The sequence below is a fragment of the Streptomyces sp. NPDC048623 genome (genome assembly GCF_040650755.1).
Taxonomy (GTDB): domain Bacteria; phylum Actinomycetota; class Actinomycetes; order Streptomycetales; family Streptomycetaceae; genus Streptomyces.
Map to the genome: position 1 here is coordinate 265,918 of NZ_JBEZHV010000006.1, position 25,681 is coordinate 291,598.

General features: G+C 72.9%; 25 protein-coding genes. 7 read left to right on the top strand and 18 right to left on the bottom strand.

The window, feature by feature from the left end; translation table 11 throughout:
- Nucleotides 1-55: 55 nt before the first annotated feature.
- A complete protein-coding gene (locus tag AB0C73_RS11965; protein ID WP_362527797.1) occupies nt 56-865 on the top strand; it encodes an IclR family transcriptional regulator in 810 nt (269 codons plus the stop codon).
- 87 nt (nt 866-952) lie between these two features.
- Here AB0C73_RS11965 and AB0C73_RS11970 read toward each other — a convergent pair whose 3' ends face one another.
- Together AB0C73_RS11970 and AB0C73_RS11975 are read right to left on the bottom strand one after the other, a co-directional pair.
- Complete coding sequence (locus AB0C73_RS11970; RefSeq protein ID WP_362527800.1) at nt 953-1,642, bottom strand: ABC transporter ATP-binding protein; 690 nt, start codon at nt 1,640-1,642, stop codon at nt 953-955.
- On the bottom strand, nt 1,639-2,721 hold the full coding sequence (locus AB0C73_RS11975; protein WP_362527803.1) for an ABC transporter permease: 1,083 nt from the start codon (nt 2,719-2,721) through the stop codon (nt 1,639-1,641). Before AB0C73_RS11975 ends, AB0C73_RS11970 begins: the two co-directional genes overlap by 4 nt.
- A gap of 124 nt (nt 2,722-2,845) precedes the next feature.
- Here AB0C73_RS11975 and AB0C73_RS11980 point away from each other — a divergent pair, with 124 nt between their 5' ends.
- Both AB0C73_RS11980 and AB0C73_RS11985 read left to right on the top strand, forming a co-directional pair.
- Nucleotides 2,846-4,030 carry a sensor histidine kinase gene (locus AB0C73_RS11980; RefSeq protein ID WP_362527806.1) on the top strand — a complete coding sequence of 395 codons (1,185 nt, stop codon included), beginning with the start codon at nt 2,846-2,848 and terminating at the stop codon, nt 4,028-4,030.
- Nucleotides 4,027-4,653: a response regulator transcription factor gene (locus AB0C73_RS11985; RefSeq protein ID WP_362527809.1), complete on the top strand. Its 627-nt coding sequence runs from the start codon at nt 4,027-4,029 to the stop codon at nt 4,651-4,653. Before AB0C73_RS11980 ends, AB0C73_RS11985 begins: the two co-directional genes overlap by 4 nt.
- A gap of 70 nt (nt 4,654-4,723) precedes the next feature.
- On the opposite strand, the gene AB0C73_RS11990 is transcribed toward AB0C73_RS11985, so the two are convergent.
- The 7 genes from AB0C73_RS11990 to AB0C73_RS12020 all read right to left on the bottom strand — a co-directional run bounded on the left by AB0C73_RS11990 (nt 4,724) and on the right by AB0C73_RS12020 (nt 11,534).
- The gene (locus AB0C73_RS11990; RefSeq protein ID WP_362527812.1) at nt 4,724-5,209 is read right to left on the bottom strand and encodes an amphi-Trp domain-containing protein; all 486 of its coding nucleotides are present in this window, start codon (nt 5,207-5,209) and stop codon (nt 4,724-4,726) included.
- Nucleotides 5,206-5,658 (bottom strand): hypothetical protein, encoded by a 453-nt coding sequence (locus AB0C73_RS11995; RefSeq protein ID WP_362527815.1) that lies wholly within the window; start codon nt 5,656-5,658, stop codon nt 5,206-5,208. Before AB0C73_RS11995 ends, AB0C73_RS11990 begins: the two co-directional genes overlap by 4 nt.
- 27 nt (nt 5,659-5,685) lie before the next feature.
- Nucleotides 5,686-6,186 carry an SHOCT domain-containing protein gene (locus tag AB0C73_RS12000; RefSeq protein ID WP_362527818.1) on the bottom strand — a complete coding sequence of 167 codons (501 nt, stop codon included), beginning with the start codon at nt 6,184-6,186 and terminating at the stop codon, nt 5,686-5,688.
- Between the two features lie 24 nt (nt 6,187-6,210).
- Nucleotides 6,211-6,414 (bottom strand): hypothetical protein, encoded by a 204-nt coding sequence (locus AB0C73_RS12005; protein ID WP_362527819.1) that lies wholly within the window; start codon nt 6,412-6,414, stop codon nt 6,211-6,213.
- Between the two features lie 80 nt (nt 6,415-6,494).
- On the bottom strand, nt 6,495-8,099 hold the full coding sequence (locus AB0C73_RS12010) for an MFS transporter (RefSeq protein WP_362527821.1): 1,605 nt from the start codon (nt 8,097-8,099) through the stop codon (nt 6,495-6,497).
- An 81-nt stretch (nt 8,100-8,180) separates the two neighbouring features.
- On the bottom strand, nt 8,181-11,021 hold the full coding sequence (locus AB0C73_RS12015) for a LuxR C-terminal-related transcriptional regulator (protein ID WP_362527824.1): 2,841 nt from the start codon (nt 11,019-11,021) through the stop codon (nt 8,181-8,183).
- 153 nt (nt 11,022-11,174) lie between these two features.
- Nucleotides 11,175-11,534 carry a DUF5955 family protein gene (locus AB0C73_RS12020; protein ID WP_362527826.1) on the bottom strand — a complete coding sequence of 120 codons (360 nt, stop codon included), beginning with the start codon at nt 11,532-11,534 and terminating at the stop codon, nt 11,175-11,177.
- Between the two features lie 202 nt (nt 11,535-11,736).
- On the opposite strand from AB0C73_RS12020, the gene AB0C73_RS12025 reads away from it, so the two are divergent.
- The 3 genes from AB0C73_RS12025 to AB0C73_RS12035 all read left to right on the top strand — a co-directional run bounded on the left by AB0C73_RS12025 (nt 11,737) and on the right by AB0C73_RS12035 (nt 15,722).
- On the top strand, nt 11,737-12,363 hold the full coding sequence (locus tag AB0C73_RS12025; protein ID WP_362527829.1) for a nucleotidyltransferase family protein: 627 nt from the start codon (nt 11,737-11,739) through the stop codon (nt 12,361-12,363).
- 281 nt (nt 12,364-12,644) lie between these two features.
- Nucleotides 12,645-14,267 (top strand): malate synthase A, encoded by a 1,623-nt coding sequence (aceB, locus tag AB0C73_RS12030; protein ID WP_362527832.1) that lies wholly within the window; start codon nt 12,645-12,647, stop codon nt 14,265-14,267.
- A gap of 303 nt (nt 14,268-14,570) precedes the next feature.
- Nucleotides 14,571-15,722, top strand: a complete 1,152-nt coding sequence (locus tag AB0C73_RS12035; RefSeq protein ID WP_362527834.1) for a GDSL-type esterase/lipase family protein — start codon at nt 14,571-14,573, stop codon at nt 15,720-15,722.
- A gap of 56 nt (nt 15,723-15,778) precedes the next feature.
- Here AB0C73_RS12035 and AB0C73_RS12040 read toward each other — a convergent pair whose 3' ends face one another.
- Nucleotides 15,779-17,578 (bottom strand): hypothetical protein, encoded by a 1,800-nt coding sequence (locus tag AB0C73_RS12040; RefSeq protein ID WP_362527837.1) that lies wholly within the window; start codon nt 17,576-17,578, stop codon nt 15,779-15,781.
- Between the two features lie 99 nt (nt 17,579-17,677).
- Nucleotides 17,678-18,634 (bottom strand): fibronectin type III domain-containing protein, encoded by a 957-nt coding sequence (locus tag AB0C73_RS12045; RefSeq protein WP_362527840.1) that lies wholly within the window; start codon nt 18,632-18,634, stop codon nt 17,678-17,680.
- A 183-nt stretch (nt 18,635-18,817) separates the two neighbouring features.
- On the opposite strand from AB0C73_RS12045, the gene AB0C73_RS12050 reads away from it, so the two are divergent.
- Entirely contained in the window at nt 18,818-19,393 is a 576-nt protein-coding gene (locus AB0C73_RS12050; RefSeq protein WP_362527842.1) for a hypothetical protein, read from the top strand.
- Nucleotides 19,394-19,557: 164 nt separating this feature from the next.
- Here AB0C73_RS12050 and AB0C73_RS12055 read toward each other — a convergent pair whose 3' ends face one another.
- From AB0C73_RS12055 to AB0C73_RS12085, 7 genes are all read right to left on the bottom strand, one after another.
- Nucleotides 19,558-20,907 (bottom strand): nucleobase:cation symporter-2 family protein, encoded by a 1,350-nt coding sequence (locus AB0C73_RS12055; protein ID WP_362528049.1) that lies wholly within the window; start codon nt 20,905-20,907, stop codon nt 19,558-19,560.
- A 411-nt stretch (nt 20,908-21,318) separates the two neighbouring features.
- A complete protein-coding gene (locus AB0C73_RS12060; protein ID WP_362527845.1) occupies nt 21,319-22,710 on the bottom strand; it encodes an 8-oxoguanine deaminase in 1,392 nt (463 codons plus the stop codon).
- 181 nt (nt 22,711-22,891) lie between these two features.
- A complete protein-coding gene (gene pucL, locus AB0C73_RS12065) occupies nt 22,892-23,815 on the bottom strand; it encodes a factor-independent urate hydroxylase (protein WP_362527847.1) in 924 nt (307 codons plus the stop codon).
- A gap of 5 nt (nt 23,816-23,820) precedes the next feature.
- Nucleotides 23,821-24,228, bottom strand: a complete 408-nt coding sequence (uraH, locus tag AB0C73_RS12070) for a hydroxyisourate hydrolase (protein WP_362527850.1) — start codon at nt 24,226-24,228, stop codon at nt 23,821-23,823.
- Complete coding sequence (gene uraD, locus AB0C73_RS12075; RefSeq protein ID WP_362527852.1) at nt 24,225-24,746, bottom strand: 2-oxo-4-hydroxy-4-carboxy-5-ureidoimidazoline decarboxylase; 522 nt, start codon at nt 24,744-24,746, stop codon at nt 24,225-24,227. Before uraD ends, uraH begins: the two co-directional genes overlap by 4 nt.
- Before the next feature lie 155 nt (nt 24,747-24,901).
- Nucleotides 24,902-25,288 (bottom strand): helix-turn-helix domain-containing protein, encoded by a 387-nt coding sequence (locus AB0C73_RS12080; protein WP_362527854.1) that lies wholly within the window; start codon nt 25,286-25,288, stop codon nt 24,902-24,904.
- A complete protein-coding gene (locus AB0C73_RS12085; RefSeq protein WP_362528052.1) occupies nt 25,285-25,563 on the bottom strand; it encodes a hypothetical protein in 279 nt (92 codons plus the stop codon). The genes AB0C73_RS12080 and AB0C73_RS12085 overlap by 4 nt, the downstream gene beginning before the upstream one ends.
- Between the last annotated feature and the right edge of the window lie 118 nt (nt 25,564-25,681).

A 25,681-nucleotide genomic window follows, 5' to 3' on the forward strand; every position in this document is an offset into this window, starting at 1 on the left:
CTCGGCAGCCCGGTAGGCTGCTGCCTTGCCCGCCTGCCCCGAAAGGACCGTTGCCGTGCCGACGTCCAGCGCCAGCACCACCGACGCCGCCAAGCCCGCCCCCGCGAGCGGCGGTGTCCAGTCCCTCGAGCGCGCCTTCGACCTCCTGGAGCGGATGGCCGACGCCGGCGGCGAGGTCGGGCTGAGCGAGCTCTCCGCCAGCAGCGGCCTCCCGCTGCCCACCATCCACCGCCTGATGCGCACCCTGGTCGCCTGCGGCTACGTCCGCCAGCAGCCCAACCGCCGGTACGCCCTGGGCCCGCGCCTCATCCGCCTCGGCGAGTCCGCCTCCCGGCTGCTCGGCACCTGGGCCCGCCCGTATCTGGCGCGGCTGGTGGAGGAGACCGGCGAGACCGCGAACATGGCGCTGCTCGACGGCGACGAGGTCGTGTACGTCGCCCAGGTGCCGTCCAAGCACTCCATGCGCATGTTCACCGAGGTCGGCCGCCGGGTGCTGCCGCACTCCACCGGTGTCGGCAAGGCGCTGCTCGCGAACCACCCGGCCGACGAGGTGCGCGCGCTGCTCGCCCGTACCGGCATGCCCGCCGCCACCGAGAAGACCATCACCACGCCCGAGGGCTTCCTGGCGGCCCTGGAGACGGTCCGTGCCACGGGGTACGCGGTCGACGACAACGAGCAGGAGATAGGAGTCCGCTGCCTCGCGGTGCCGGTCCCCAACTCCCCCACCGCGGCGGCCATCTCCATCTCCGGCCCGGCGGGCCGCGTCACGGAGGCGGCGACCGAGAAGATCGTCCCGATCCTCCACGAGGTCGCCGAGGAGCTGTCGGCGGCGCTCGCGAACACGGCGGGCAACGGCCAGGGCTGAGGCCCTGGTCCCGGACGTACGAAGAAGGGTGCCCCGAGCCTTTCCGGGCTCGGGGCACCCTTCTTCGTACGCGCATTCGTACGCACGTCAGACCGCGACCTCCGCCGCCTCCTCCGTCAGCCGTCCGTCCCGCACCGTCACCACCTGGTCCGCCCGCCCCAGATGCGTCCGGTCGTGCGTGACGAGGACCGTCGCCGTGCCGCGCTCCGCCGTGAGACCGGCGAGCAGCTCCATGACCGCCGCGCCCCGCTCGTGGTCCAGGGCGCTGGTCGGCTCGTCGACGAGGAGCACGGAGGGCTCGTTCATCAGGGCGCGGGCGATGTTGACGCGCTGGCGCTGCCCGCCGGAGAGCTGGTGCGGGCGCCGGTGCGCCTGGTCGGCGAGATCGACGGCGTCGAGCAGTCCCATCGCCCGGTCGCGGACGGTCCGCGGGTTGCGGCCCGACAGGTGCGCCATCACCTGGAGCTGCTCCAGGGCGCTGAGCGAGGGCAGCAGATTGGGCTGCTGGAACACGATGCCGATGTGCTCGCGGCGCAGCTCCGCCTTGGCCGCCGGGCTGAGCGCGCTCGTCTCCGTACCGGCCACGACGACCCGGCCGCTGTCCGGGGTGACCAGGGTCGCGGCCACGGCGAGCAGGCTGGACTTGCCGGAGCCGGAGGGGCCGACGACGGCGGCGAGCCGGCCGGCGGGCACGTCGAGGGTGACCGCGTCGAGGGCGGTGAGGCGGCCGTCGCCGTCGGGGTAGGTCAGGGTCACATCTTCGAGCAGCAGACTCATCGGGCACTTCCGAGGGCGGTCAGGGGGTCGACGGCGGTGATCCGCCGGATGGACAGGGCCGCGCCGAGCGAGCCGAGCACGATCATCACGGCGGCCGGGCCGAGCACGGTCAGCGGCTGGAGCACGAAGGGCACGTCGCCGCCGCTGATCAGCGCGCCGATGCCGGAGGCGAGCCCGGTGCCGAGCAGGGTGCCCGCGGTCAGCATGACCAGGGCCTGCCCGAGGGCGTCCTTGAGGAGGTACGGGGTGGAGGCGCCGAGCGCCTTGAGCACCGCCACGTCGGCGCTGCGCTGGATGGTCCAGACGGTGAAGAAGGCTCCTATGACCAGCGCGGAGATGACGAAGAGGAAGCCGCGCATCAGCTGGAGCGAGCCGTTCTCGGCCTGGTAGGACCCTATGGCGCCGAGTGCCTCGTCGACGGTCCTGGACGCCGTGCCGAGGGCCTTGTCCCCGGCGCCCCAGTCGACACCGGAGCCGGTCAGCGCGATGACGGTGGCCTGGTCCTCGGTGCCGGTACCGCTGCGGCCGAGCCGCTGCCAGTCGGCGAGGGAGGTCCAGACGACCGGGGTGTGGCTGTACGAGGCGTCTCCGGCGACCGCCACGACCGTGGCGTCCAGGCTGCCGAGCCGTACGGCGTCCCCGGCGCTCACGCCGAGTTCCTCGGCCGCCGACTCGGACAGGACGGCCTTGCCCGCCCCGAGCCGTGAGCTCTCGGGCGCGAGGCCCGAGCCCGGCTCCGTACCGAAGGCGGACAGGGCGGCGGTGCGGTCGCCCGCCGCCGCGTTGAGGGTGCGGATGCCGAGCGGCGCGGCGCTCTCGACGCCCGGCCGGCCGGCCCAGTCCCGCCACTGGGACGCGGTGACGGTCGAATTGGTGAAGGAGACCGACTGGCCGGCGGGCGGAGCCGCGAAGGCCAGCCGGTCCGCCGACAGGCCGGTGATCGCCGAGATGTTCTCCCGCGCGAGCCCGGCCGTCAGTCCCGAAAGCAGTCCGACGAGCAGCGTGATCAACACGATCACGGTGCCCATCAGGGTGAAACGCCCCTTGGCGAATCTCAGGTCTCTCCATGCCACGAACATGAGGCCAAGCCTGCTGGTCAGGGGCCCGTGCGGGCATCGCGCCACGGTTGGCTCCGTAATCAAACTTTCGGTTGAGAGGGATGCGTCCGGTCCGGCTCGCAGCCCCGCCTACCCTGGAACCATCATGGATCCCCGCTCCCTCACCCCTGCCCTGCGCGCGCTGCGCCTCTGTCTGCATCTGCTGATGGCGGGCCTCCTCGTCCTGGCGGCGGTGCGCTCGCAGACGCCCGCGGGGGTGGTGGCGGCGGTGGTGACCGGTGCGGTGTACGCGGCGGGCTCGGTCCTGCCCGGCGTGCGCGGCTCGCAGCGCGGGGCGGCGGTCTGGCTGGGTGCCCTGTGCCTGTCCTGGCTGCTGCTGCTCTGGGTGACGCCCGAGGGGCTGTGGATCGCCTTCCCGCTGTACTTCCTGCAGCTGCATCTGCTGCCGGTGCGCTGGTCGCTTCCGGCGGTCGGGCTGACCGCGTGCGCCGCGATCCTGTCGTACGTGGGCCACGGCGCCGCGCTCAATCCGGGCGTCTTCATCGGGCCGCTGCTCGGCGCGGCCGTCGCGGTCGCGACCGTGCTCGGCTACCAGGCGCTGTACCGGGAGAGCGAGCGGCGGCGCCGGCTGATCGAGGAGCTGATCTCCACCCGCGCCGAGCTCGCGGCGGCCGAGCGGCACGCGGGCACGCTCGCCGAGCGCGAGCGGCTCGCCCGGGAGATCCACGACACCCTGGCCCAGGGCCTGTCCTCGATCCAGCTGCTGCTGCGGGCCGCCGAGCGGGCGCTGCCGGAGGGTTCACCGGCCGCCGGGCACATCGACGAGGCGCGGCGGGCCGCCCAGGACAATCTGGCGGAGGCGCGCCGCTTCGTCCGGGCGCTCACTCCGCCGGATCTGGAGCACGGTTCGCTGGCCGGGGCCCTGGAGCGGCTGTGCGGGGCGGCGGGCCCGGACGGGCCCCGGGTGCGCTTCTCCGTGAGCGGCACGCCGGTCGAGCTGCCGACCCCGTACGAGGTGGCGCTGCTGCGCATCGCGCAGTCGGCGCTCGCGAACACGGTGCGGCACGCCTCCGCCTCGCGGGCCGAGATCACGCTGTCGTTCATGGGCGGGTCGGTGACCCTGGACGTCGTGGACGACGGCAAGGGCTTCGACCCGGCCGCGCTGCGGACCGTACGCCCCTCCTCCGAGGGCGGCTTCGGGCTTCCGGCGATGCGCTCACGGGCGGAGTCGCTGGGCGGTTCCTTCACCGTCGAGTCCGCCCCCGGCCAGGGCACCGCCGTGGCCGTGTCCCTTCCCCTCCCGACCGAACCCGCTGGAGCCGACGTATGACCGTCCGCCTGCTGCTCGCCGACGACCACCCGGTGGTACGGGCCGGGCTGCGCGCCGTCCTCGACACGGAGCCGGACTTCGCCGTGGTCGCCGAGGCCGCCACGGCCGAGCGCGCGGTGGAGCTGGCCGCCGCCGGGGGCGTGGACGTGGTCCTGATGGACCTCCAGTTCGGCGCGGGGATGCACGGCTCGGAGGCGACGGCGGCGATCACCGCCGTACCGGGCGGACCGCGGGTCCTGGTGCTCACCACGTACGACACGGACGCGGACATCCTGGCGGCCGTGGAGGCGGGCGCCTCCGGCTACCTCCTGAAGGACGCTCCGCCGGAGGAACTGGCGGCGGCGGTACGGACGGCGGCGGCCGGCCAGTCGGCCCTGGCCCCGGCGGTGGCGCACCGTCTGATGGACCGGATGCGCACCCCGGCGGAGGCGCTGACCCGGCGGGAGCTGGAGGTGCTCCAGCTGGTCGGCGAGGGCCTGTCGAACCAGCAGATCAGCAAGGCGCTGTTCCTGAGCCAGGCCACGGTGAAGTCCCACCTGGTGCACATCTTCGCGAAGCTGGGCGTGGACTCGCGCACGGCGGCGGTGGCGGCGGCGACGGCCCGGCGCCTGATCCGGCGCTAAACCGGGGTCAGGGCCGGCGCCGCGGGCCGTCGCCCTCGCCCTCGCCGTGTTCGCGTCCGTGCCCGGCGGATCACCGCTTGGCCTTGGCGCGGGCGCGCTTGGCACGGCGCTTGGCGCGCTTGCCCGTCGGCTTCGCGGACTTGCCCTTCGGCTTGCCGGGACCGCCCTTCGCCTTGGCGGGCTTGCCCTTCGGCTTGGCGGGCTTGGCCTGCTTGGTCTGCTTGGCCGCCTCGACGGGTGGCGCGGCCGCCTTGGGCTCCTGGGCGGCCTTGGACTCCTTGGACTCCTTGGTCTCCTTCGGCGCCTTGGCCAGCTCGGTGTCCGCCGCACCGCCCGTACGCCACTTCAGCTCCAGCTCCAGCTCGATCTCGTCGCCCTCGACCTCGACCTCCACCTCACTGCTGAACGCGTCGGGGACCTTCAGGCTCAGCGTTCCCCCGCCGAAGGCCAGTTCGGCCTCCTCGCCCTTCTTGAACGCCTTGGCGAGCGAGGCCAGCAGATCCGCCGCCTCGTCGTGGCTCAGCGAACCCTTCTGCTCGAACTTCAGGTCGTTCACGACGTCCTCCCGCCGGTGGCGGCGCCGGTGTCCTGCTTCCGGTAGACGCACAGCGCCCAGATGATGAATCCGGACATCGCGATCATGACGACGGACCACACCGGGTAGTACGGCAGCGAGAGGAAGTTCGCGATGATGACGAGCCCCGCGATGGCGATGCCCGCGTACCGTGCCCAGGTCTGCGTCATGAACAGTCCGATGCTCACCAGCACGGCGACGATGCCGAGCCCGAGATGGACCCAGCCCCACCCGGTCAGGTCGAACTGGAAGACGTAGTTCGGGGTGGTGAGGAAGACCTCGTCCTCGGCGATCGCGCTGATGCCGCGGAAGATGCCGAGCAGTCCGGCGAGGGAGAGCATGACGGCGGCGAAGGCCGTCAGCCCCTCGGCCCAGGCGTAGGTGGCCGGACTTCTCCCGGCCGAGTGCGTGGAAGCGTGCGACGTGGCCATCTCGGTTCTCCTTTCCGTCCTCCCGCGCTACTGGCGGGAGGTGGCGCCGGTGCCGGTACCCGTACCGGTGTCGGCCGCCGTGGTCGCGGACGCGGACGGGGCGTCGTCGCCCAGGACGAGTGCCTTGGCCCGGCGGAACTCCTCTTCGGTGATGTCGCCGCGGGTCCGGAGTTCGGAGAGCCTGGCGAGTTCGTCGGCGTGGCTGGGGCGGGCCGCGGCGGTGCCGCCGGAGGCGGTCTCACGGACGTAGTCGTCGAACGCCTGCTGCTGCGCGCGGGCATGCTTGATCTCGCGGCCGCCCATGGACTTGCCGCGGGCGATGACGTACACCAGCACGCCCAGGAAGGGCAGCAGGATCACGAACGCCAGCCAGCCGGCCTTGCCCCAGCCGCCCATGTCGTCGTCACGGAAGATGTCGACGATGATCCTGAAGAGCAGGATGAACCACAGGATCCACAGGAAGAACCACAGCATGGTCCAGAAGGCGCTCAGCAGCGGAAAGTCGTAGGCGAGGTAGGTGGTGCCCATCTCTGTTGCTCCGTTCCGGGTGTTTCACGGTGAGTCCGGCAGGCGCCGGAGTTCCACCACGTGCAGTCCGAGCGACTGGAAGCGGGCCAGCAGTCCGTAGAGGTGTGCCTCGTCCACGACAGGGCCGTACAACACCGACTGGTGGGAGATCAGCACGTGCTCCAGTTCGGGGAACGCGCTGAACAGCGGCTCCGACATGTGTCCGTCGACGCGGATCTCGTACTGCATGCCACGATCGTGCGCCGTGGCCGGTCCGGTCCGCCTCACCCGTTGAGGGTGACCCTTGAGCTGTGCGGTGCGGGCGTACCTCATGACTCCTCCTCTTCCGGTCCGGCGGCCGGGGCCGGGCTCGCGGTGGGCAGCCCGCGGGTCACGAGGAGGCTCGCGAGGGTGATGCCGCCGGCCGCGAGGATGGCCGCCTTCAGACCGTTGAGCTGGGCGGTGGCGTAGGACTCGGTGACGGCGTCGACCTCGCCCGCGGGCAGCCCGGCCTGCTCGGCGGCCGAGCGGACCTGGTCGGTGGAGACGAAGCTGATCCCGGACTCCAGGGCGATGCTCGTCTGCTGCTTGGCCTCTTCGGACAGGCTCGGGTTCTGCTCGATCTGGGTGGTGAAGGCGTGGGCCAGGGAGCCGATCAGGATCGACCCGATGAGGGCCGTACCGAGTGAGGAACCCAGGTTCTGGGCGGTGAACTGCAGTCCGCCGACCTCGCTGCGCTCCTCCTCCCCCGCGCTGGACTGCACGACGTTGCCCAGCTGCGAGGCGAGCATCCCCATGCCCAGGCCCAGGAGCGCCATGGCCCCGAAGAACTGGGCGTCGTCGATGACCGGGTCGATGGTGGCGAGCAGCCAGACGATGGACGCGGCGAGCAGCACCAGCGCCACCCGGACGACCCGGCGCGGTCCCGCCCGGCGCCCGAGCCGGGCCCCGGCCAGGGAGGCCACGAGCATGGTGACGGAGACCGGCAGCAGCCGCAGTCCGGTCTCGAAGGCGTCGAGCCCCTGCACCACCTGGAGGTACAGCGGGATGGTGAAGAACAGGCCGAGCAGGATCAGGTTCTGGCTGAGCAGGGTCATCAGGCCCGAGCGCAGCACCGGCCTGCGGAAGAGCGCCAGGTGGACCAGGGGGTCCGCGCCGCTCTCCTCCCGCCGTCGCTCCCAGGTCCGGAAGAAGGCGAGGAGGGCCACCCCGGCCGCGATCACGAAGAGGGTGGGGGCGAAGCCCATCACGGTGAAGGGCGGATCACGCGGCGCCACCCACCCCCAGGTGGTGCTCTGCAGCACCCCGAGCACGCCGATGGCCAGGCCGGCCGCCGACAGCACGGCGCCGACCACGTCCAGACGGGGGCGCCGGCCCGTCGCGGGCCGTTCCTCGATCGCCCGCCGGAAGAGCAGGACGGCGAGCACCACGACGACCTCGCCGGCGAAGACGAGCCGCCAGGTGAGGTACGTCGTCACCCAGCCGCCGAGCAGCGGCCCCACCGCGATCCCGGCGCCGGCGAGGCCGCCGATGACGCCGTACGCGACGGAGCGGTCCTTGCCGCGGTACGACTCGGCGACCAGGGCCGCCATGGAGGGCAGGACCAGCGCGGCGCCGATCCCCTCGATGACCGACCAGCCAAGGGCCAGGACCCACAGGGTGGGCGCCACGGAGGTGAGGGCCGAGCCCACGCCGTACACGCCCATGCCGAGCAGGAAGACGCGGCGGCGGCCCAGGATGTCGCCGATCCGGCCGCCGATGATCATGAAGGCGGCCATGACCAGGGCGTACAGGGTGATGACGGCCTGGATCGCGGTCACCTCGGTGTCGAAGTCCTCGACCAGCTGGCTGATGGACACGTTCATGACCGAGGTGTCCAGGACCATCAGGAACTGGGCCGCACCCAGGACGATCAGCGCACGCCATCGATTCACCGTGCCATCACACCCGAATCCCCGGTCCGCCGCCTCACCCGCGGCGGGTGAGTGCGCTGTGGCCCCAGGGGCCGGCCAGGGTCAGAGCAGGCCCAGGTCGCGGGCGCGGCGCACGGCGTCGTTGCGCCGGTGCACGGACAGTTTCCGGTAGGCGCTCTTGAGGTGGGTCTTCACCGTGTTGACCGAGACGTACAGATCGGCGGCGATCTCCTCGGTGGACATCGTCCGGGCGAGCCGGCTGAGCACGTCGCGCTCGCGTGCGCTCAGCGGCTCCAGCAAGGGCTCGACCGGCGGCCCCGTCAGCCCCGTCGGCCCCGTCAGCCCCCTCGGCGGCTCGGGCCTGGCTCCGGCCGTGGCCCCGGTCACGAGCCAGCCCGTGGCGAGCATCCGCAGGGGCGCCGTCGCCAGGAAGGGCGCGATCCAGGGGCCCGCTTCGAGGAAGGGGCGCCGCAGTTGTTCGGGCCCGGCCTCCCGGAGGGCCCGGCCGAGCAGCCGGTGTACGGCGTCGAGGTCGCCGTCCAGTTTCGCGGCGCGGGCGCGGAGCAGTGCGGCGCGTACGGACACCGCAGGGCCGGCGCCCCGGCCGGGGAGGCCGTCGAGCAGGCGCAGGGCCTCGGCGGGGTCACCGGCCGCGAGGTGGACCCGGGCCGCGCCGACGCGGACGACCGGCTGGTCTCCGGCCACCGCTCGCAGGGCCTCGGCGGCGGCCTCCGGGTCGCCTTCGGCGAGGCGGGCGGCGGAGACGACCAGCGCGGCGTGGGTCTGTGCCCACGGGGAGTCCTCGGCGGCCGGAACGACCTGTTCCGCGGTGGCGAGGGCGGCCCGGACGCGCCCCTGGGCAAGGAGCAGCCGGGCCGTGGCGAGGCGACGGGCCGCGGCCGTCACCGGGTCCGACTCCGGATTCGGCTGCCGCGCCGGGTTCGGCTCGCGGTCCTGGTGCGGCCCCCGGTCCTGGTCGGCGTCCGGTGTGCCGGGCGGCCGGCGGAGGAGGGCCTCGGCGCGGGCGTTCTCGCCCCGTTCCAGGGCGACCGCGGCGAGGACGACTCGGCCGAGGCCGGTGCCGGCCGGTACGGAGGGACCGTGGCCCTCCGCCGCGGCCGTCGCGGCACGGATCCCCCGCTCGGCCCTGCCCGGCCGGCCGTCGAGGCAGTCGATGAGCGCCAGGTGTTCCAGGGCGTCCCGGCGCGGCAGTGCCGTGGCGGCGACGCCGGGGCCGCGGGTCACGGCGGTGAGGGCGGCCTGCGCCTCGTCGACGTGTCCTGCCCAGAGGCGCGACGAGCCCAGGTGGGTGCGGAGGAGGGCCAGGAACTCGGGGTGCTCGTCGAGGAGCCGGGCGGGCGCCGTCCGCAGCAGGTCGGAGGCGGTCCGGGCGGCCTGTTCCGCCTGGTGCGGGGAGCCCGAGAGGCGCGCGGCGAGGGCGGTGAGCAGGGCGCAGCCGAGCCGAGCCGCGGTGTCGCGGGCGTCGGTGGTGAGCCGTTCCTCGGCGTGGCGGAGGTGGGCGAGGCCCCGGTCGAGGTCGTGGCGGGCCAGGTCGCGCGCGGCGCGGACCAGGTCCGCGGCCGGTCCCGGCGTCTCGGCCCCCAGACCCGCGAACAGCGCCTCCAGCTCGTCCGAGCGGGGGCCGGAGAACAGCTGTCCGATCGCCAGGTCGTCGACCAGGGCCCGGGCGGCGAAGGTCCAGTCCCCCGCGGCGGCGCCCTGGGCCAGCGTCTCGGGCAGCGCACCGGACTGCCGCAGCCAGCGGGCGGCGCGCCGGTGCAGCTGCCGTTCGAGGCCGGGCGAGCGGCGGCGCAGATGGGCCCTGAGGATCTCCCGGAACAGCGGGTGGAGCCCGTACCACCCGTGGCCGAAGTCCTCCACGAACGCGTTGTCGTGCAGCAGTCCGGCCAGGATGCCCGCGGCGTCGCGGCGTCCGGTGAGCGCGTCCGCGAGATCGGGGTGGAAGCGGTCCAGGAGGCTGACGCGGAGCAGCAGGTCCTGGGTACGGGGCGGCTGCCGTTCGAGCACCTCGGCGAGCAGGAAGTCGGCGATGGTGCCGCTGCCCGCCTCGAACTCCTTGAGGTAGAGCTCGGGGTCCGGGCTCAGCACCGCGGCCATCGCGCTCAGCCGCAGGCCGGCGGCCCAGCCCCGGGTGCGCTCCACCAGGTCCCCGGCCGCCGCGGCGGGCAGGTCGAGGCCGTGCAGCGCGAGCAGGGTGACCGCCTCGTCGGGGGTGAAGGCCAGCTCGGCGTCCCTGATCTCGGTGATCTGTCCGGCCAGGCGGTAGCGGTGCAGGGGCAGGAGCGGCTCGGTACGGGTGACCAGGACCAGGCGCAGTCCCGCGCCGCCGTGGTGCAGGACGAACTCCAGCTGCCGCGCGGTCTCGGGGGCGGTCATCCGGTCGAACTCGTCGATCACCACGGTGACGGGCCGGTCGAGGCCACCGAGTTCGGCGGCGAGCCGTGCGGGCAGCGTGTGGTCGCCGGCGGCGGCCCGGCCGGACCGCGTGGGCGGGTCGGTGGCGAGCGGGTCCGTCACGGCGGGCGCGTCGGTCCCGATCCCGGTCCCGGTCCCGGTCCCGGTCCCGGTGGGCAGCGGCACCCCGGCGGCACGCAGGGCCTGGAGGAAGTGCGCCCAGAACATCCCGGGGCCCTGGATCGCCGCGTCGAGCGTGAGCCAGGCGACCGGCCGGCCGAGGCGGTCGGCCCAGTCCGCCACCAGGAGGGTCTTGCCCGCACCGGCGCATCCTTCGACGACGGTGAGCGGGGTGTGCAGCGCCTGCCCGAGGTGCTCGGCCAGGCGCTCGCGCCGCAGGAAGGTCGCGGGTCTGGCCGGGGGGACGAAACGGGTCCTCAGGAACGGGTCGCCCAGCGGGTCGACACCGGGGAGGGCGACACCGGGGAGGGCCGGTCCGGGCGGCGGGGTGCCGCGGACTGCCGCCATGCTCGTCACCGCCTTCCGGCTCCGGCCGAATCGTTGCCGCAGTCTCCTTTCGTATCATTTTGACCCGATTTCGGCATACCGGCAGGGGCGCGGTGAACCCCTCCGGGGTACCCGAAGGTCCCCGGCAGCGACCCGAGACGGGGCCGGTCGGGGTCAGGCGTCCGGGTGCCCGTCCCAGGGCAGGTGCCCGTCCCGGGGCCCGGGCACGGACGGCGGGCCGAAGAGGTCGACGGCGCGGCGGACGCCCGCGAGCCCCTCGGCGAGCGCGCTGACCGAGCCGACGGCGCCCGCGACGAGCAGCAGGGAGCGGCGCAGCCGCGCTATCTCCGGGGCGCCGCTCACGGCCATCGCGTCGAGTGCGGCGAGTTCGTCCTCGGCGATCCCCCGGTCGGCGAACTCCCGCCGATGCCCGGCGAGTTCGCGCCGGAGCCGGGACACGGCGGCGCGCAGTTCGGCCACCCTCGGGTCCACTCCGTCCGCGGTCACTCGCCTCTGCCCCACGTCTCGCAACATGGTTCTCTCCCCCCAGGGGGCTTCCCTCCCCCCGTGCGCACACGTTCGTGCCGGCCCCGCCGGCGGTGGTCGGGCGCCCGGGGTCGCGGGTCAGTTAACTCCTTGGCGCCGCTCACGCGCCAGCGCGCGGACGGAACTTCAGGCATCCGTGTGCACCCGTGCGCATCGCTGCCGTGCGCGCCCGATGCGGTAAGCAGTCCCCATGACGGAAGAGACGCGAGAGACCCCCGGTACGGGGCCCGTGGTGGCCGGACTGCTGCTCGCCGCCGGGGGCGGCCGACGGCTCGGAGGGCGGCCGAAGGCGCTGCTCAGGCACCGGGGCCGGCCGCTGGTGGAGCACGCCGTGGCGGTCCTGCGGGCGGGCGGGTGCGAGCGGGTGCACGTGGTGCTCGGGGCGGCGGCGGAGCGCGTACGGGCGGAGGCGGAGCTGCCGGGGTGCGTCCTGGTGGACAACCCGGACTGGGCCGAGGGCATGGGGTCCTCGCTGCGCGTGGGGCTCGACTCGCTGCGGGCCGCGGCGGTGCCGGTGGACGCGGCGCTGGTGTCGCTGGTCGACCAGCCGGGGATCGGCGCGGCGGCGGTGGCCCGGGTGCGGGGCGCGTACGGCGGGCGGGAGGCGCTGGCGGCGGCCTCGTACGACGGGAAGCGGGGCCATCCGGTGCTGTTCGGCGCGGAGCACTGGGCGGGGATCGCGGCGGGGGCGGTCGGCGACCGGGGGGCGCGGGACTATCTGGCGGCGCACCGGGATGCGATCACCCTGGTGGACTGTTCGGATGTGGCCGAGCCGTACGACATCGACACGGAGGCCGACTTGGCGCACCTGGAGTGAGGCGTTCCGAGGGGCACCGCAGAGTGCGCTCCGGGGCCGGGGACACCGGGAGCGAGTGCGGTGGCACCCGGAGCCATGGTCTGTCGACCCGAAGATTCTCGACATCAACAAACCATTGAACTTCCACCATGAGGAAACTAGTATCCACTGTTCAGAAGGCCCGATCCCCGGATCGGCGCCCCGCGGCCGTATCCCGGCACCGGCGGCACCGCGTGCCGTCCCGCTGCGCCCGGCGGCCGCCTGGCACCGCCCGTGAAGTCCGCTGAAGGAAGTGACAGTTCATGTCCGCACCAGCGCCGTCCTCCCTGGTCGTCGTCGAAGCCGAGCCCCTGCCGCGCCAGGAGGAGGTGCTCACCGACGCGGCGCTGGCCTTCGTGGCCGAACTGCACCGCCGGTTCACCCCGCGCCGGGACGAGCTGCTCGCCCGGCGCGCCGAGCGCCGCGCCGAGATCGCCCGTACCTCCACCCTGGACTTCCTTCCCGAGACCGCGGCGATCCGCGCCGACGACTCCTGGCGGGTCGCGCCCGCCCCGGCGGCGCTGAACGACCGGCGGGTGGAGATCACCGGCCCGACCGACCGCAAGATGACGATCAACGCGCTGAACTCGGGCGCGAAGGTCTGGCTCGCGGACTTCGAGGACGCCTCGGCGCCCACCTGGGAGAACGTGGTCCTCGGCCAGGTCAACCTGATCGACGCGTACACCCGGAACATCGACTTCACCGACCCGCGCTCGGGCAAGTCGTACGCGCTCAAGCCGGCCGACCAGCTCGCCACCGTCGTGATGCGCCCGCGCGGCTGGCATCTGGACGAGCGCCACCTGACCGTCGACGGGCGTCCGGTCCCGGGCGCCCTGGTCGACTTCGGCCTCTACTTCTTCCACAACGCCCAGCGCCTGATCGACCTCGGCAAGGGCCCGTACTTCTACCTCCCGAAGACCGAGTCGCACCTGGAGGCCCGCCTCTGGAACGAGATCTTCGTCTTCGCCCAGGACCACGTCGGCATCCCGCAGGGCACCGTGCGCGCCACGGTCCTCATCGAGACCATCACGGCCGCGTACGAGATGGAGGAGATCCTCTACGAGCTCCGCGACCACGCCGCCGGCCTGAACGCGGGCCGCTGGGACTACCTCTTCTCCATCGTCAAGAACTTCCGTGACGGCGGCCCCGCGTTCGTCCTGCCGGACCGCAACGCGGTCACGATGACGGCCCCGTTCATGCGCGCGTACACCGAGCTCCTCGTCCGCACCTGCCACAAGCGCGGAGCGCACGCGATCGGCGGCATGGCGGCCTTCATCCCGTCCCGCAAGGACGCCGAGGTCAACAAGGTCGCGTTCGAGAAGGTCAAGGCCGACAAGGACCGCGAGGCCGGCGACGGCTTCGACGGCTCCTGGGTCGCCCACCCCGACCTGGTCCCGATCGCCATGGCCTCCTTCGACGCGGTCCTCGGCGACAAGCCGAACCAGAAGGACCGGCTGCGCGAGGACGTGCACGTCGCCGGACCCGAGCTGATCGACATCGCCTCGCTGCACGCCCACCCGACGTACGAGGGGCTGCGCAACGCCGTCCAGGTCGGCATCCGCTACATCGAGGCCTGGCTGCGCGGCCTGGGCGCCGTCGCCATCTTCAACCTGATGGAGGACGCGGCCACCGCCGAGATCTCGCGCTCGCAGATCTGGCAATGGATCAACGCGGGTGTCGTCTTCGAGAACGGAAAGACCGCCACGCCCGAACTCACCCGCGAGGTCGCCGCCGAGGAGCTCGCCGCGATCCGCGCCGAGATCGGCGAGGAGGCCTTCGCGGCCGGAAAGTGGCAGCAGGCCCACGACCTGCTGCTGCATGTCTCCCTGGACGCCGACTATGCGGACTTCCTCACCCTCCCCGCGTACGACCAGCTGGTCGGCTGACCGCACAGCGGCCGAACAGCCCGCACGCCCGACCCCGCCCCCCGCGCGCATCACATCCGCGCACCGGGGGCGGGGTCTTTTCTCGTTTGCACGCCCTGTTCGCGGAAGAACAGTGGATCTTCGGGGAATCGCCGGTGGATCGCGTGGCCGGATTTCGCTCCATGGTGTTTCACAAGTCACGTAACGCAACCGAAATATGCAACTACCTAGCGGTAACAAGCCGGCGCATGCGAAATTCCGCCATGCCACCGGCCGGCGGCTGTCCCCCACTCACTGCGCACCGCACCCCGCAGGAGCACAGCCATGTCTTCGTCCCCCCACCGCGCGCTGCGCGGCCTGCTCCCCCTGTGTCTGGCCGCCGGACTCGTCACCCTGGCGTCGCCCTCGCCCGCCGTCGCCTCCCCCGGCAGCGGCCCCACGGCCGTCGTCACCATGGGCGACAGCTACATCTCCGGTGAGGCCGGCCGCTGGCAGGGCAACAGCCTGACCACCAGCGGAAGTCGCAACGGCACCGACCGGGCCTGGACCGGCAGCACGTACGACCCGACCCGGGTGTACGGCACGACGGAGGCCAACGGCTGCCACCGCTCCGACTCGGCCGAGGTGAAGAGCGCGGGCCCGCTCGCCGCCGAGCAGATCAACCTCGCCTGCTCCGGCGCCACCACGCAGAACGTCTTCCGCGCCTCGCAGGGCGGCGTGGCCTTCAAGGGCGAGGCCCCGCAGGCGGACCAGCTGGCGGCCGTCGCCGCCACGCGTGACGTGAAGCTGATCGCGCTCTCGATCGGCGGCAACGACCTGGGCTTCGCCGATGTCATCACCACCTGCGCCACCGACTACATCGTCTGGTACTCCTACTGCTACGACGACCAGCAGGCCGCCGTCGACGCGAAGATCGACCGGGCGATGGCCGACGTCGGCAAGTCGATAGACGAGATCCGGGCCGTGATGACCGGCGCCGGCTACGCCGCCTCCGACTACCGGATCGTGCTCCAGTCGTACCCCTCCCCCATCCCCCGGGCCGCCGACAACCGCTACGGCGAGAGTGGCTGGAGCCGTGTGAACACCGGCGGCTGCCCCTTCTGGAACAAGGACTCCGACTGGGCCCGCGACTCCCTCGTGCCGCAGATCGCGAACCGGCTGAAGTCGGTCGCGACGGCCAAGGGCGCCCAGTTCCTCGATCTGCGCGACATGCTGCAGGGCCGCGAGGTGTGCGCCAAGAGCAGCAAGCTGGTCAGCTCGACGGTGCCGGCCGCGGCGGCGACGAGCGAGTGGGCGCGCTGGATCGACCAGAACGAGACGCAGGGGCCGCTCCAGGAGGACATGCACCCCAACTACTACGGGCAGCTGGCGCTCGGCCGCTGTCTCGCGCTGATCGAGGACCGGACGAGCGGCAATTACAGCTGCCGCAACACGGCGGGCACGGACGCGTCGGGGATGTACCTCACGGCAGGCTGATCACTGCAGGCTGATCTCGGGGAGGCTGATCTCGGCAGGCCGATCGGTTGACCTGATCACGGCAGGCTGACGCCCAGCGGCTTCAGGACCCGCACGGTCTCGTGCGGGTCCGCGGCCGTCATCGCGGCGACCAGCGCGGCCGACCCGCCGGGCCAGCGCGCGGCGGCCGCGTCGAAGGCGGTACGGCGGGCCTCCAGCGGGCCCTTCTTGCCGGGCAGCCCGTCGAGCACCGCCAGCGCGCGGGCGGCGGCCGGCACCGCGGCCGGGTCCACCGGCTCGCCCCGTGCGGTCAGCTCCGCCTCGGCCCGGGCGCCTGCCACCGGGTCGGCGAGGGCGGCGCGGAGCGCGCCGACGGGCGCGGCGGACCAGTCGAGCAGGCCGAGCAGCGCGCGCGTCGAGGCGGCGTCGGAGGTGCCGGCGTTGACCGTACGGACGGCGTCGAGCAGATCGCCCCAGGCCTCCTGGGCGCCGCCCCGGACGGCCGTCCAGTCGGCGAGCACCCGGGCCGCGGGGGCCTGCGGCCAGCCCTCGGCGGCGGCGACCAGGGTGGCGGCGTCCCAGCGGGCCGTCTCGGCGGCGTCGGGCACCTCGACCCTGCGCACCGCGAGCAGATAGCGGACCACGGCGCAGCCGCGCGGGGTGAGCCCGAAGGCGTCGCCGTACCGGAAGACCAGGCCGGTCGCGGCGAGCCGGTCGACGACCGCGGCGAGTTCACGGGCGGGCTTGTCGAGCCGGGCGCGGTCGGTGTCGGTGATCCCGGGCGTCCCGAGCAGCCGGGCGAGTTCGCCGGCGGTGGGGGTGGTGTACGCGGGCGAGGCGGGCGGCGGCACGGTCACCGGCGCGTCCTCCAGGTCCGGGTCGACGGTCCAGTCCTCGAACTCGGCGGCACGGCGGGCGACCGACTCGGCGGAGCAGCCTCGCTGGTAGAGCGTGTAGAGGAGGTGCGCGGCCTCGCCGCCGTACGGTCCGGCATCCTCCTGGCCCGTGCCTTCGAGGGCGTCGACGGCGGCGGCGAGCCGGTCGGCGTCGGCCTCCACGTCGTCCGCGGCGGCCTCGGTCTCGGGCGGCGGGAGCGGTACGGACGAGTCGCCATAGTAGTCGAGGTGCTCGTCGAGGAGGGCGTCGGCGAGGACGAGATGGGGGAAGTCGTCGGGTCCGGGCGCGAGGTGGGCGTACTCCCCGGCCAGTCCCTCGGCGAGCCCGGCCGCGGTCCACCGGTCGAGCAGGGCGGCGGCGACGGTTCCGATGCCCTGGGCCACGTCGTGGTCGCCGAGTAGCGGCCCGGCCGTCGGCGGATGCTCGGCATCGCGCACGTACGCCCTGGTCAGGGCCTCGGCGAGAAGGACGTCGGCGAGCGCGGTACGGCCCATGAGGTCGGCCCGGCGCATGCCGTCGGGGAGCGGCGGCCCGTCGAGCCGAGCGAGCCAGTCCCGTACGGCTCCGGGGTCGGCCGGGTCGGTGCCGTCGGCGCGCAGCAGCTGGGCGTACCAGCGGGGCCAGGTGAGGTTGCCGGGGTCGCTCATGGCGCGGGCGAAGTCGGGCGCGGCCTCGCCGATCACCCCTTCGACCCTCCGGCGGCGCTCGGCCGCGAAGCGGCCGGCGAGCGCCCGCAGGACGGCGGGGTAGGTGTCGAGTTCGCCGGGCGCCGCGCACACGAAGGCGGGCAGGTCCTCCACGAGGAGGCGCTTGACCAGCGCGGGGGTGGGCTCCGGCACGCCGGTGTCGCGGTCCGCGCCGCGCAGCGCGAGGAGACTGAGCACGGCGTCGGCGGCCCGGGCCGCGGCGGGGCCCCGGAACTCGGGGTGCGCTGCCAGGAACGCGTCAAGACCGGTGTTGGTGAGAACGATCTCGGCCACGCTTCCCAGCGTAGTTCGGCGCGGGGCGGCGTGCCGGGTCGGCGACCCCCGTCAGACCGTGGGCGCGTCAGATCGTGGAGGCGTCAGACCGTGGGGGCGTCAGACCGTCACCGCCGTGGCCGGCGTCGAGAAGTCGCCCCAGGTGCCGTCGGGGAGCTTGGCGCGCAGGGTGAGGGCGTAGCGGACGCCGGGGGTGGCGGGGACGGTGAGGGTGTAGGTGACCGGGCCGGGGCCGGCGTCCGCGCCCCAGACGATGGTGGTGGCGAAGCGTCCGTTCAGGTGCAGCTGGTGCTCCTTGACGGGGGTGGCGGTGCGGGGCGGGGTCCAGGTGACCGTGAGGGCTCCCTGGGTGGCGCGGACGGTGACGCCGGTGGGCGCGGTGGCGGGGCGGCGGCCGGGGACGTTGGGGGTGGTGAGCGGGGCGGCGGCGCTGTCCCGGGAGGAGTTCTCGGCGGCGTCGCGGGCGCGGACGGTGAAGGAGTAGGCGGTGGCGGGGCGCAGGCCGGTGACACGGGCCTCGGTGGCGGTGCCGGGGACGGTGTGGATGCGGGATCCGGACTGGTAGACGTCGTAGGCGGTGACGCGGGTGTCGTCGCGGGCGGGGTGCCAGGCGAGGGTGGCGGCGTCGGGGCCCGCGGGGGTGACGCGGAGCGCGGTGGGGCGGGTGGGGGCGGTGCGGTCCTCGGCGCTCGCGGCGGGGGTGGTGGCGGTGACGGCGGCGCTGTCCGGGGAGACGTTGCCGGCGGCGTCGCGGGCGCGGACGGTGAAGGTGTGGGGCGTGCCGGGGGCGAGGCCGGTGACGTCGGTCATCAGGGTGCCGGCGGGCAGGTCCTTGACCTTGTGGCCCTGGCGGTAGACGGCGTAACCGGTGACGGCCCGGTCGTCGGCGGCGGCGCTCCACATGACATGCACGGTGGTGGCGCTGCCGGCGGTGGCGGTGACGCCGGTGGGGGCGGTGGGGGCGCTGGTGTCCTTGGCGGCCGCGGCGGTGGCGGAGCAGCCGGTGAGGGCGGTCAGGGCTGCGGCGAGGGCGAGGGCGGTGAGGGGGCGGCGCATGGGGGGTGCCTCCGTCCGGCGGGTCCGGTGAAAGGTCTGGACCTATATCCCACGGCGGGCGGGGCGGGGGCAAGAGGGCGTCGAGCGGGCGCCGCGAGGGGCTTGGAGGGACTTGGAGGGGCGTTGTCAGTGGGGTGCGCTTCACTGGACCCATCACTCTCCGTAGTCGAAGTTGGGGGAATCGTGACGGACCGTACGACGTATGTGACGGTGGCCGGGCTGCGCGGGCGCGGATGGAGCGACGCGATGATCGGCGAGCTGCTCGGCCAGGCCGATGTGCAGGGGCGCGACCCGCGGCGGTGGTCGCTCGCCCCGGTGCGGCTGTATCTCCTCGCGCGGGTCGAGGCGGTGGAGCGCACGCCGGAGTTCCTGGGCTGCGCCGCCGTCGCGGGGCGCGGCTCGGCGGCGGCCGGTGCGGACGCCGAGCGCCGGCGCCGCGCCGTCCTGGCGGCGATCCGCGCCGAGCCGATCGAGGTCCCTCGGCTGCCCGCCGCCGAACTGGAGCGCCGGGCGGTCCGGCACCGGCATCTGCTCGGGGCCAGGAGCCCCGGCGGGGCGGCGGGCGCGATGGTCCGCTGGCAGGTGAGCTACCTCCGCCACGCGCTCTCCCGTTACGACACCCTGCTCGACGGGATCTACGGCGACGCCGGCCGCGCCGAGGCCGAGCGGCTGCTGCGCCGGCGGCTGTACGAGGCGATCGCGGCGGCCTATCCGCATCTGGCCCGTGAATGCAGGCGGCGGACGGAGGTGGAGCGGTGAGGGTGCGTCAGGCGTGGAGCGGCGGGTGTACGAGGCTGCTGCGGGCGGCGCTGCAGGCGGCGCGCCGGGCGCCCCGGTCTCCGCGGCGGGCGCGGGGACCGGGGCGGACCGGGGGCGGTGGGGGCGTCCTTGGCGTTGCGGGCGGCCCTGGTGGCGCGGACGGGTCAGTGGACGTGGACCGCCTTCGCCGAGGCGGTCTCGGAGATCTCCTCGCCCGGCTCCATCGGCGCGGTCACCGTGTCGTCGTCCCGGGGCCTGCCGAGGTGGTTGAAGACCAGGTTGAGCGCCACGGCGGCCACACAGCCGGTGGAGATGCCGGAGTCCAGGATGATCTGCGCCGTCTCGGGGAAGGCGTGGTAGAACTCCGGCCTGGTGATCGGGATGATGCCGACGGCCAGCGAGACGGCCACGATCAGCACGTTGTTGTCCTTCTCCAGACCCGCCTTGACCAGGGTCTGGATGCCGCTCGCGGCGACCGAGCCGAAGAGGACGACACCCGCGCCGCCGAGCACCGGCCGGGGCACCACCGAGATCAGCGAGGCGGCCACCGGCGAGAGGCCCATGAGGACCAGGAAGCCGCCACCGCAGGCGACCACGAAGCGGCTGCGGATCCGGGTCATCGCGACCAGGCCGATGTTCTGCGCGAAGGCGCTGCACATGAAGCCGTTGAAGAGCGGGCTGAGCGCCGAGCCGAGGGTGTCGGCGCGCAGTCCGGCCGCGATGGTCCGCTCGTCGGCCGGCCGGTCGACGATCTCGCCGAGCGCGAGCATGTCGGCGGTCGACTCGGTCATGGAGACCAGCATGACCACGCACATCGAGATGATCGCGGCGAGCGCGAACTGCGGGGCGCCGAAGTGGAACGGGGTGGGGAAGCCGACGATGTCGGCCTCCCGCACCGGACCGAAGTCGGTGACGCCGAAGGGGATGGCGATCAGCGTGCCGAGGACCAGGCCGACGAGGACCGCGATCTGCTTCAGGAAGCCGCGTGTGAAGCGGCGCAGGAGCAGCACGATGACCAGCGTGCCGGCGGCCAGCGAGAGGTAGGTGGTCGAACCGTAGTCCGGCGCCGCGGGGTTCGGGCCCTGCGCCCAGCCGAAGGCGACCGGGAGCAGCGAGACACCGATCAGGGTGATGACGGTGCCGGTCACGACCGGCGGGAAGAACCGCACGAGGCGGGAGAACCAGGGGGCGGCGAGGAAGCCGAGGAGTCCGGCGACGATGATCGCGCCGAAGATCACCGGGAGGGCGTCGGCCTTGTCCTTCGTGGTGTCGACGATCGCCAGCATCGGGGCGACGCCGGCGAAGGTGACGCCGTTGACGAACGGCAGTCTGGCGCCGAGCTTCCAGACGCCGAGGGTCTGGAGGAAGGTGGCGAGTCCGGCGGTGAAGAGACTGGCGCCCGTGAGGAAGGTCAGTTCGGTGCCGGAGAGGCCCACGGCCGCCCCGACGATCAGGGGCGGGGCGACGACTCCGGCGTACATGGCGGCCACGTGCTGCAGACCGCTGGTGAGCATCTTCAGTGGGGGCAGGGTCTCGTCGACCGGGTGTCTCCGGTCGGCTTCGGGGGCGCTGCCTGCGTCTTGTGCATTGCGAACCTGGGGCTTGGCGGCCACGGGGGTTCCTCCGGTCGGGTACACGTCGGCGGTGACGCGGGTGTCAGGGAGGTGCTGCGATGCGGTGCGAAGTGCAGGAGGTGCGGCTCGTTGCGGGGTGGTGCGGTGCGCGCCGGCGGAGGGGGTGCCACGCGGGACGGCTGTCCGGTGGGGGTGCGGACAGGGGTACACCGTGCCGGGGGGTGCCGTACGACTGGTGCGTACGCACACCCCCCGGCCCGGCAGCCGCGGACCCCGCTCGGGTCCGCGGTGACCGACCGAGGGCCGTCCCCCTCGGTCGGACTCCTTGGGGAGGGTCGGACCGGGGAGGGATCAGGCCTGGGCTGCGATCCGGGCCAGGCGCTGGGCCTCCGCGCGCGCGTCACGCGCGATGGCGTCCTCGTCGGCGGTGAGCAGCCGGTTGTTCTCCACGATCTGCCGGCCGTTGACGAAGGAGGCGGTGACCGGGGCCGCCGCGCCGAAGACGATGGCGGTGACCGGGTCGGCGATCGACGAGTGGCCGAGGCCGTCGATCTTCCAGAGGACGAGGTCGGCGAGCTTGCCGGGCTCCAGCGAGCCGATGCTGTCGGCACGGCCGAGCACCTGCGCACCGCCGTAGGTGCCGAGGCGCAGCGCCTGACGGGCGTTCAGCGCGGCCTCGCGGTGGGCGCCGAGGCGGTTGATGAGGAGCGCGTTGCGCAGCTCGGTGTGCAGCTCGCCCGACTCGTTGGAGGCGGTGCCGTCGACGCCGAGGCCGACCGGGACACCCGCCTTCAGCATGTCGGGCACGCGGGCGATGCCGGCGGCGAGGCGCGCGTTGGACGAGGGGCAGTGCGCGACACCGGTCTTCGTGCGGGCGAAGGCGGCGATGTCGGAGTCGTTCATGTGCACGCAGTGCGCCATCCACACGTCCTCGCCGAGGAAGCCGGTGGACTCGAAGTAGTCGGTCGGGCCCATGCCGAACAGCTCGTGGCAGAACTTCTCCTCCTCCACGGTCTCCGAGCCGTGGGTGTGCATCCGCACGCCGAGCCGGCGGCCGAGGGCCGCGCCCTCGCGCAGCAGCTCGGTGGAGATGGAGAAGGGCGAGCAGGGGGCGACGGCGACCTGGGTCATCGCGTCGAAGGAGGCGTCGTGGTGCCTCTTCACCGTCTCCTCGGTCGCGGCGAGCGCGCCCTCGGTGGTCTCGACGGCGAAGTCCGGCGGCAGGCCGCCGTCCTTCTCGCTGCGGTCCATGGAGCCGCGGGCGAGCGTGAAGCGGACGCCCATGTCGGCGGCGGCGCCGATGATGGCGCCGGACAGGTCGCCGGAGCCCCGCGGGTACACGTAGTGGTGGTCCATCGCGGTGGTGACACCACCGCGGGCCATCATGGCGAGCGAGCCCTGCGCGGCGGTGCGGACCATCGACTCGTCGATCCGCGCCCACGTCGGGTAGAGCGCCACCAGCCAGTCGAAGAGGTTGTGGTCGGTCGCGAGGCCGCGGGTGATCCACTGGTAGAAGTGGTGGTGGGTGTTGATCAGACCCGGCGTGATCAGATGCCCGGTGGCGTCGATCCGCCGGACCACGTTCTCCAGGCCCTCGGGGGCCCGGCCGGCTCCCAGGGACTCGATCTTGTTGTCGGCGATGACGAGATGGCCGGTGGCGTACTCGGTGTCGATCGCGTCCACGGTCGCGATCGCCGCGTTCTCGATGACGATGCGCTGCGGGGCTGCCGAAGGTGCTGCCATGGCGGTGCTTCCTTCATTCCAAAGGGGTGGGGTGGGCACGGCAGGACCCTAGGAGGATTTGAGTGCCGGGGCCGCGTGACGGCTCCGGGTGCCGAGATGTTGGAAGAACTGGTTCAGCTCCGGGCCGGTACCGGTCCCCGCCCGGCTGCGGGCGGGCGGGGACCGGATCACTCGGGGCCGCTCAGAGATTGGTCATGTCGACCGGGATCCGCGCCGTGGCGCCGTCCCGCAGGACCGTGGCCTCGATCAGGCCGTACATGCGGTCCGCGGCGTAGTAGACCTCGTTGTCGTTCTTCAGGCCGAAGGGCTCCAGGTCGACCAGGAAGTGGTGCTTGTTCGGGAGCGAGAACCGCACCTCGTCGATCTCCGCGCGGTGGTTGATGATCCGCGTGGCCATCTGGTACAGCGTCTGCTGGAGGGAGTAGGAGTAGGTCTCCGCGAAGGCCTCCAGCATGTGCTTCCGGGTCTGCTCGTACGACCGCTCCCAGTTGGGCATGCGCTGGTCGTCGTCGGTCCAGTTGAACCGCCAGCGGCCCGACACCTGGGTGGCGAGGATCCGGTCGTACGCCTCCTGGAGGGTGGTGTACTTGTCCTTGATGTAGCCCCAGAACTCCGAGTTGGTGGAGTTCATGACGACGAGGTCCTTGAGGCCGGAGATGACCTCCCACTTCTCGCCGTCGTAGGTGACCTGGGTGACGCGGGTCTCCTGGCCCTTGCGGGCGAAGGAGTGGTTGACCTCGTCGGCGCCGATGAACTGCGAGTTGGCCGCGGAGGAGGCGACGCGCTCCCAGGCGTACTCCTCGATCCGGATCCGGGCCCGCTGGATCGGCTCCTGGCTCGACACGAAGTGGCGGGCGAGGTGGATGCCGAACTGCTCGGCGGACTCGATGCCGTACTCCTTGGCGAACGCGAAGACGGTGTTCTTCGTCGTGTCGGTGGGGAGGCAGTGGGCATTGGAGCCGGTGAGGTGGACGTCGTCGAGGTCGCCGGAGAGGGCGACGGAGACGTTGAGGTCCTTGATGTGGTGGGTGGCGCCGTCACGCGTGATCTTGACGACGCGGTTCTCTGCTTTGCCGTACTGGTTCTGGCCGAGAATCGTGGGCATGTCTGCTAGCTCCCTCGGTAAACGGAGTAGCCGAACGGGTTGAGCAGCAGCGGTACGTGGTAGTGCTCGCCCGGGACGACGGCGAACGTGATCGCCACCTCCGGGAAGAACACACCGGCCGCGCCGCTGTCCCGATGCGCGGGGGCGTCCTGCTGCGCCTCGGCTTGCTTGTCCTTCTTGCTCAGGAAGTACGACTCGGTCAGGAAGTCGAGCCGTACGTGGGTCGTGCCTTCCGGCAGGGCCGGGAGGTCCTTGCAGCGTCCGTCCGCGTCGGTGGCGGAGCCGCCCAGGGCCACCCACTCGGCAGCGGATCCGGCGCGGGCCGCGAGCGTGATGGTCACGCCCTCGGCCGGCCGGCCGATGCTGGTGTCCAGGATGTGGGTGGACACCGAAGCGGTGGTGTCGGTGCTCATCGGTTCTCTTCCTCGGTGGTCTCGACGAGACGGGTGAGACGGATGCGGTTGATCTTTCCCAGTTCGGTGCGGACGATCTCCCGCTCCTGCTCGGGCGGGTTTCCGATCCGCTCACGGATCGCGTCGAGCATCTGCTCTCCGGTCCTGCCGGTGGCGCAGATGAGGAAGACATGCCCGAACGTGTCCTGGTAGGCCAGGTTGAGTTCGAGCATCGCGGCCCTGAGCTCCGCGGAGGCCCCGGCCATCCCGCTCTGCTCGCGGGAGGAGGTCGGGTCCCCTTCCTTCGGACGACCGATCGGCGGGTGCCCCGCCATCGCCTCGGCCAGGTCCTCCGCGGTCAGTTCCGCCATGGCGGCGTCACTGGCCCGGAAGAGGGCGTCGGCCGTGGCGTACGGGCGCTGGGCGAGGATCTTGCTCCCCCACGCCGAGCTCGCGCACACCTCGTGCAGCGCGGCGAGCGCGTCGCCCTCCGCCGAAGTGTTGAACCGGGTGAGACCCGGAGTCGTACCTGAAGTCACGGGATACCTCCGTGGCTGTATTTCGCTGTGCGTCGGACGGGCTGCGGATAGCTAACGCCCTCCGCAACACGACGTCAACACTTTGTTGAAAAGTCGGCCATACAAAAGCCGTCGTCCCGACATCTGGACGACGGCTTCCCTCACGGAGTGGCCGACTAGGCGTTCTTGGGGGTCTTTTCCCTGTTCAGGGCGGTCTCCCGGTTCAGGTAGTTGTAGACGGTGAAGCGGCTGACGCCCAGCGCGCCGGCCACCGTCTCCACGCCGTGGCGCACCGAGAAGGCGCCGCGTGCCTCAAGGAGCCGCACGACCTCCTGCTTGGCCTTGCGGTCGAGCTCGGCGAGCGGCATCCCGTGCCGTCGTTCCATGGCGGCGAGGATGTGGTCCAGGGATTCGGACAGCTGCGGCAGCCGCACGGCGAGCACGTCCTCGCCCTCCCAGGCGAGGACCACGTCGTCCGGCTGGGCCTGTTCGGGCCCGAGCAGCTCGGCGCCCATCGCGTCCACCAGCGGCTTCACCGCCGACACCAGGGGATGCTCGGTCATCTGTCTCCCTCACCCGTCCCGTCCGCCCCGGCGGCCCCGCCGATCACATTGACCTGGAGCGACACCCGGGTCGCACCGGCCGCCAGGGACTTGCGCAGCAGCGCGTCCACAGCGGTGAGCACGGCGTCGGCGCCGCCCTCGGCCGTATTGCCGAAGGGCCCCACGTCCACCGCGTCCAGTTCGGCCGACTGGATGACCTCACGCGCCACGACCGCGTGCGCCGGCGCCTCGTCGAGGTCGAACGGCTCGGTCGTGAACTCCACTCTCAAACGCACCATGCCCCCACGCTACGGCCCGCCCCGGGCCGTGCGGGAGCCCCGGACCTGCGGGGACCTCTTGACAAGTGCGTCGCCCGCCCTGCAACCTTCCACCAGACAGAAACTTACTTCCGCA

Bases quoted from the DNA above. Each gene is read 5' to 3' on its own strand.
- AB0C73_RS11995 (WP_362527815.1), bottom strand. From the start codon at position 5,658: ATGGCCACGTCGCACGCTTCCACGCACTCGGCCGGGAGAAGTCCGGCC.
- AB0C73_RS12025 (WP_362527829.1), top strand. From the start codon at position 11,737: ATGACGGAAGAGACGCGAGAGACCCCCGGTACGGGGCCCGTGGTGGCC.
- AB0C73_RS12020 (WP_362527826.1), bottom strand. From the start codon at position 11,534: ATGTTGCGAGACGTGGGGCAGAGGCGAGTGACCGCGGACGGAGTGGAC.
- aceB (WP_362527832.1), top strand. From the start codon at position 12,645: ATGTCCGCACCAGCGCCGTCCTCCCTGGTCGTCGTCGAAGCCGAGCCC.
- AB0C73_RS12035 (WP_362527834.1), top strand. From the start codon at position 14,571: ATGTCTTCGTCCCCCCACCGCGCGCTGCGCGGCCTGCTCCCCCTGTGT.
- uraH (WP_362527850.1), bottom strand. From the start codon at position 24,228: ATGAGCACCGACACCACCGCTTCGGTGTCCACCCACATCCTGGACACC.
- AB0C73_RS12005 (WP_362527819.1), bottom strand. From the start codon at position 6,414: ATGCAGTACGAGATCCGCGTCGACGGACACATGTCGGAGCCGCTGTTC.
- AB0C73_RS12060 (WP_362527845.1), bottom strand. From the start codon at position 22,710: ATGGCAGCACCTTCGGCAGCCCCGCAGCGCATCGTCATCGAGAACGCG.
- AB0C73_RS11975 (WP_362527803.1), bottom strand. From the start codon at position 2,721: ATGTTCGTGGCATGGAGAGACCTGAGATTCGCCAAGGGGCGTTTCACC.
- AB0C73_RS11985 (WP_362527809.1), top strand. From the start codon at position 4,027: ATGACCGTCCGCCTGCTGCTCGCCGACGACCACCCGGTGGTACGGGCC.
- AB0C73_RS12080 (WP_362527854.1), bottom strand. From the start codon at position 25,288: ATGACCGAGCATCCCCTGGTGTCGGCGGTGAAGCCGCTGGTGGACGCG.
- AB0C73_RS12000 (WP_362527818.1), bottom strand. From the start codon at position 6,186: ATGGGCACCACCTACCTCGCCTACGACTTTCCGCTGCTGAGCGCCTTC.
- AB0C73_RS11980 (WP_362527806.1), top strand. From the start codon at position 2,846: ATGGATCCCCGCTCCCTCACCCCTGCCCTGCGCGCGCTGCGCCTCTGT.
- AB0C73_RS11970 (WP_362527800.1), bottom strand. From the start codon at position 1,642: ATGAGTCTGCTGCTCGAAGATGTGACCCTGACCTACCCCGACGGCGAC.
- AB0C73_RS12055 (WP_362528049.1), bottom strand. From the start codon at position 20,907: ATGCTCACCAGCGGTCTGCAGCACGTGGCCGCCATGTACGCCGGAGTC.
- AB0C73_RS12045 (WP_362527840.1), bottom strand. From the start codon at position 18,634: ATGCGCCGCCCCCTCACCGCCCTCGCCCTCGCCGCAGCCCTGACCGCC.
- AB0C73_RS12015 (WP_362527824.1), bottom strand. From the start codon at position 11,021: ATGGCGGCAGTCCGCGGCACCCCGCCGCCCGGACCGGCCCTCCCCGGT.
- pucL (WP_362527847.1), bottom strand. From the start codon at position 23,815: ATGCCCACGATTCTCGGCCAGAACCAGTACGGCAAAGCAGAGAACCGC.